This window comes from Streptomyces tendae, assembly GCF_014650435.1.
GTDB lineage: Bacteria > Actinomycetota > Actinomycetes > Streptomycetales > Streptomycetaceae > Streptomyces > Streptomyces tendae.
In genome coordinates this window covers 1-513 of the sequence record NZ_BMUY01000133.1, presented here as the reverse complement: position 1 = coordinate 513, position 513 = coordinate 1, and the positions used below count along the sequence as shown (strand labels likewise).

1 protein-coding gene is annotated in these 513 nt (G+C 63.0%); it reads left to right on the top strand.

The window, feature by feature from the left end; genetic code table 11:
* Positions 1–23: 23 nt before the first annotated feature.
* On the top strand, positions 24–513 hold a 490-nt coding region (locus IE258_RS41010), incomplete at its 3' end, for a C1 family peptidase (RefSeq protein ID WP_308434257.1).

Here is a 513-nt window from a genome sequence, read left to right as displayed (position 1 = left end):
AGTTCTACAAGAAGTACGTGCCGGTGGACGTCAACGATTTCGTGACGCTGGCCAACGCCCCGCTCAAGAACCGCCCGTTCAACCAGCGCTACCGCATCCGCTTCAGCGCGAACGTGGCCGAGGCTGGCGATATGGAATTCGTCAACGTGCCGCTGGACGTGTTCAAGAAGGCCGCGCTTGACCAGCTCACCGCCGGCCACCCGATCTGGTTCGCCTGCGACTGCACGCAGTTCGCCCTGCGCAAGGACGGTTTCTTCGACCAGTCCGTGGTGCGCGTCGACCAGCTGTTCGGCACCGAATTCACCGGCGACAAGGCCCACGGCCTCGAATACGGCGACAGCCCGAGCAACCACGCCATGACCTTCACCGGCGTGAACCTCGGCGAGGACGGCAAGCCGAACCGCTGGAAGGTGGAGAACAGCTGGGGCAAGGACGCCGACAAGGACGGCTACTACGTCATGTCCGACGCCTGGTTCGACCGCTACGTTACCGAGCTCATCATCCGCAAGGAAT